Source organism: Sphingomonas sp. 10B4, from assembly GCF_035019905.1.
Lineage (GTDB): Bacteria > Pseudomonadota > Alphaproteobacteria > Sphingomonadales > Sphingomonadaceae > Sphingomonas > Sphingomonas glacialis.
This window is the reverse complement of record NZ_JASJVC010000127.1, coordinates 1-4,462: the sequence shown is the minus strand read 5'-3', so window position 1 is coordinate 4,462 and position 4,462 is coordinate 1. Positions and strand designations below refer to the sequence as shown.

At 63.1% G+C, this 4,462-nt stretch carries 5 protein-coding genes and 2 pseudogenes; 1 reads left to right on the top strand and 6 read right to left on the bottom strand.

What is annotated here, in order from left to right; all coding sequences use genetic code 11:
* The 6 genes and pseudogenes from QN347_RS18805 to QN347_RS18780 form a co-directional block, all read right to left on the bottom strand.
* Window positions 1-551 (bottom strand): annotated as a pseudogene (locus QN347_RS18805) (hypothetical protein); the annotation flags it as partial.
* A gap of 59 nt (window positions 552-610) precedes the next feature.
* Entirely contained in the window at window positions 611-1,279 is a 669-nt protein-coding gene (locus QN347_RS18800) for a TadE/TadG family type IV pilus assembly protein (protein WP_165954501.1), read from the bottom strand.
* A gap of 785 nt (window positions 1,280-2,064) precedes the next feature.
* Window positions 2,065-2,493: a biopolymer transporter ExbD gene (locus QN347_RS18795; RefSeq protein ID WP_322160315.1), complete on the bottom strand. Its 429-nt coding sequence runs from the start codon at window positions 2,491-2,493 to the stop codon at window positions 2,065-2,067.
* A gap of 54 nt (window positions 2,494-2,547) precedes the next feature.
* Entirely contained in the window at window positions 2,548-3,030 is a 483-nt protein-coding gene (locus QN347_RS18790; RefSeq protein ID WP_165954502.1) for an ExbD/TolR family protein, read from the bottom strand.
* A 92-nt stretch (window positions 3,031-3,122) separates the two neighbouring features.
* Window positions 3,123-3,911, bottom strand: coding sequence for a MotA/TolQ/ExbB proton channel family protein (locus tag QN347_RS18785; RefSeq protein ID WP_133189831.1), 789 nt, complete (start codon window positions 3,909-3,911; stop codon window positions 3,123-3,125).
* A 69-nt stretch (window positions 3,912-3,980) separates the two neighbouring features.
* The gene (locus QN347_RS18780; protein WP_323494311.1) at window positions 3,981-4,235 is read right to left on the bottom strand and encodes an energy transducer TonB; all 255 of its coding nucleotides are present in this window, start codon (window positions 4,233-4,235) and stop codon (window positions 3,981-3,983) included.
* On the opposite strand from QN347_RS18780, the pseudogene QN347_RS18775 reads away from it, so the two are divergent.
* A pseudogene (locus tag QN347_RS18775) lies at window positions 4,228-4,462 on the top strand (hypothetical protein); the annotation flags it as partial. The gene QN347_RS18780 and the pseudogene QN347_RS18775 overlap by 8 nt on opposite strands.

Here is a 4,462-nt window from a genome sequence, read left to right as displayed (position 1 = left end):
CAGGTTTGGGCATCACGCCCATCTATCCCACTCGATTCCCTACGGGAATCCCCAACGTCAGTTTTGCAACAAAGCCTCTTGGTACTGGTGCCCGGCGCGAAGTTCGCGCACACGTTCGAGCCGTCCGGCGAAACGGGAACCATCGGGGCCGTGACCATCGAACTCGGGATCGAAATCACATTCGCGGCAGACTGTGTCTGGTTCGCGGGGAGCGTCCCGGCGGTGTGGGTCGACGTCACCGCCGACACGGCGCTGCCATCGACGGTCTGCGTTTGAGCCTGGGTCCAAACGACATAGGCGTGCGTCGCGTCGCAGATTCGCAGGAGCGAGATTTGCTCGGTTGCGTTGTTGAGCGCGTACGGCGCCAGGGCAACCGCGCTCGCGCTGAGGTACGACGTCGCGCTCGCGTCTTGCGGCTTGTTGTAGATGATCGCCGGCGACATGGTTCGGCTGACCAGGTCGACCAGCGAACGCGTCGCCGTGGTGACCTTGCGCGTCGACGAGATCATATCCATCGTGGCGTACCCGCCAAGATACATGACGATGAGCACGGGCAGGCACATTGCAAACTCGACGAGGGCGACCCCGCGCGTGCTATCGACCAGGCGCCTCAGCACGAGGTCTGCCCCGAATTGCACGAATAGGCCTCGGTCGTTGATACAGACGTCGCCACGAGCATGCGATTGCCGTTGGGCTGGTTCGTGAGGTTCAAACCCAAGGGGCCGACGCCCGTCGGCCACAGATAGATGAGTTGCAGGACAACGATCTGGCTTTGCCCGTTGCCGTTGGACTGGGTGTTATAGCCGGTATTCGTCGACGTTATGACGCCTTGGCTGTTGTAGGTGAACGTCGGAGCCGTCGTGCTCGCGACATTGTACGTGTTCGCGGTGCTGACGTTGACCGTGAGCCGACTGCACGACAGCATCGGTGGCAGCAACGGCGCAATGGTGACGGCAGCGCCGCTCGCGTTGGTGCCGGTGGTCCCGTTGCAGATCGCATTCTTCAAGTCGCTCGCGGACATTCCGACGGTGCCGTTGGCCAGCCGGATCGTTTGCGCGGATCCTGTCAGCAACAAGCGCGCCGACGCCAGGGCCGCCGTCTCGAGCATTTGCTGCGCCAGGAAGATTAATGCAGTATAGAGGATCGCGAGCACAAGGCCGATGAAAGCCGGCCCGACAATCGCGAATTCGACCGCGGCAGTCCCATCACACCGTTTCGCAATAGTCCCGACGCGCGAGAGACCGCATGATGCCCGGTTAATTGCGCGCAATAGCTTCACCGACGGTCCCCTTGCGGTATCGATAAGTCTCTTCTGCTTCAGATTTCGTTAATGCTCCTGGAAAAACAGTATTAAATGGGACGGATCAGCCAATCCTCATGAGGTTTCGCCTGATCGGATCGACCTCAAACATAAATCAAGTTTAATTTTTGCGACGTCGGCGCCCGCAAGCTGCTTTGGCGCAAGCATAGCCGGGCGGCTCCGCACTTCGCTGCAAATCGCATGGAGCAAGCGGCCATTGGCCAACATCCACGAACGGGCGCTTCTTTTGGGGGGTGCAAAGCGTACGCCACGGACGGGCGGTCGAACGCGAAGTCGGCGCAATACTACATCGATCGAGTCGCGATATTTTCGGGCTGGTCTTTCCTATCGGCGACTCCGCAGGCCTCGCGGCGGCGCCAGCATCGGACGCGCAGCAGCGTGTCGCGCCGCTGGTGACTCGTCTGGATCAAGCAAGATTTGGCAACGCTCGACTTTGTAAAACACGCGTCTGGGGGGGGCAATCGAGCCCAGCGCCTGGAGCACGACAGGTGCGATTGGCCGGCTATTCGCGCCGCTGGCCAGCACTCCTGCGGCTTGCCGCCACGGCTTGTGGCGATGGCGACTTGGGGGGGGGGCGGTCACCGCCGAGCGCGGACCGCCCGATCGCCCGCGGATATCCGCCCGGTCGTTGCAGCGGGAATGCGGAGCCCCGGCGGTACGCCCCCGCCTGTCGCGGCGCCACCGCCAAAAAAAAGGCGGCCCCGAAGGACCGCCCTGATTGTGCGTCGATGGTCGCGAACGCCTTAGAAGTCGTTGCGATACTGCTCGTTGCCGATGAAGCCGAGCTTCGAGACGTTCGACCGCTTGATGATCGCGAGGATCTGGTCGACCTTCTCGTACTTTGCCGCCGGGTCGGGCTGGAAGTGCAGCTCGGGCTCGGGGTTCAGCTGCGTCGTCTGCGTCAGATACTGCTGCAGCGTTGCCGGGTCGGTCGCCGCGCCGTTCCACAGCACGACGCCGTCGGGCTGGATCACGATCTTGTTCTTTTGCGGGTCGATCAAGGGCTTGGTCTGGGTCGGGTCGTTGATCGGAAGATCGACCTTCACCGCGTGCGTCTGGATCGGGATGGTGATGATGAACATGATGAGGAGCACGAGCATGACGTCGATCAACGGCGTCGTGTTCATGTCCATCATCGGCTGGTCGTCAGCACGCCCTGCGCTAATTGCCATGTCAAATACTCCCTGCGGCGAAGCCGCAAATCAAATGCGCTGCTGCAGCAGCGATCACGAAGACGGACCGCCCGTGGGAGGGGGTTCCGAAATGAAGCCAACCTTGGCGAAGCCTGCCGACTGCATCGTGTAGATTGCACCGCCAATGCAGCGATACGGAGTCTCGACGTCGCCGCGGATATGCGCTTCGGGAAGGTCGTCGGTCGTCAAGTTCGCGGCGCCGCCGGCCTTGTCGACGATTTCCTTGAGCTTGTCGGTCGCACGCTTGAGCAGTTCCTCATGCGTCACCGGCGTCTGGCCCCAGAACACCGCGCAGCTGCCGTCTGGCTTGCGCGTGATCGAGAGCGACACGTTCTCGGGCTTGGTCACGGTCGGATCGTAGCGCACGTCCGGGAGCTTCAGCTTGACGGTCTGCACGATCGCCGGGATCGTGATGAGGAAGATGATGAGCAACACCAGCATGACGTCGACGAGCGGCGTCGTATTGATGTCGGACATCGGGGCGTCATCGCCGCCGCCACCTGTACTAATCGCCATGAAAGGCCATCCTATTCGTATCGGTCAGGCCGCCCGACATACCGGGCGGCGAAGGAAGCGGGGCCGCCGAGCGGCGGCCCCGTTCGGTAGTCTTAGACGCGGGTCTGCACGCCGCCGGCCTGGCCAGCCGTCGTGGTCGTTACAGCGGGCTTCGCTGCAGCAACCGGAGCCTTCTTGCCCGGTGCATGCGGACGAACCGCACCGTTCGATGCAAGGTAGCCCAGCACGTCGTTCGAGAAGGCCGAGAGATGCTCGGCGATCGCCTTGTTGCGACGCTGCAGCCAGTTGAAGGCGAGCACGGCCGGAACCGCGACGACCAGACCGAAGGCGGTCATGATCAGCGACTCACCGACCGGGCCTGCGACCTTGTCGATCGATGCCTGGCCAGCCTGGCCGATGCCGATCAGTGCGCGGTAAATACCGAGAACCGTACCGAACAGACCGACGAACGGTGCGGTTGCGCCGACCGTTGCGAGGAAGGCGAGACCGCCACCGAGCTGCGAGTTGATGATAGCTTCCGAGCGAGCGAGCGAGCCGTGCAGCCAGTCATGCGCTTCGACCGGATCGGTCAGACGCGAATGCTGCTCCTGGGCTTCGATGCCGTCGTCGACGATCTGCTTGTAGGCCGAGTTCTTCTCGAGCTTGGCAGCGCCTTCGCGCAGCGAGTTCGACGCCCAGAAGGTCGCACGGACGCGACGGCCCTGGTTGATGATCTTCTGCTGCTCGAAGATCTTGGTGAACAAGATGTAGAGCGTGAAGAACAGGAAGATCGTGAGGATGCCAGCGGTCGTCCAGGTGACGGGGCCGCCCTGCTTCATCGCGTTCATGAAGCCGAAATTGTCTGCGGCGTTGGCACCGGCAGCGAGGATGATGGTGGACATTAGGGGAACTTCCTTCTCGACAAGATGACCGTGGGGCCCCTTCCCGGGCCCGCACGGCTAGGATTGGTTTTATTCTGGCAAGCGCCACACGACGTTGCGCGACGAAGCGGAACGGATGGGGTTGCCGCTCTGGTCCATCGCCGGCGAATACCGCCCGCGACGCGTGATGTTCGAGCAGGCCGCGCGATCGAGCGACGAGTTGCCGCTGGATGCGACGACGACACAGTTCTCAACACGACCAGCGGTATTGATTTCCCACTTGATCTTGCTGGTACCCTGCGCCTCTGCGCTCAGCGCGTCGGAAGGATAATCGTCGGTGGTCACCCACTGCGACGGATCGCCCTTGGGGCCCGCGGCCTTGCTGACCACGGGTGCGGGGGGTGCCGCGACCGGGACAGGAGCAGGCGCTGCGGCGCGAACCGTGATCGGCGCAGCCGGCGGCGGCGTGACGACCGTAGCGATCGGCGGCGGCGGCGACTGGACGCGCACGATCGGCGGCGGCGACACGACCGGTGGGGTCTGCAGCTGCGGCTGTTCGGGCGGCGGGGGGG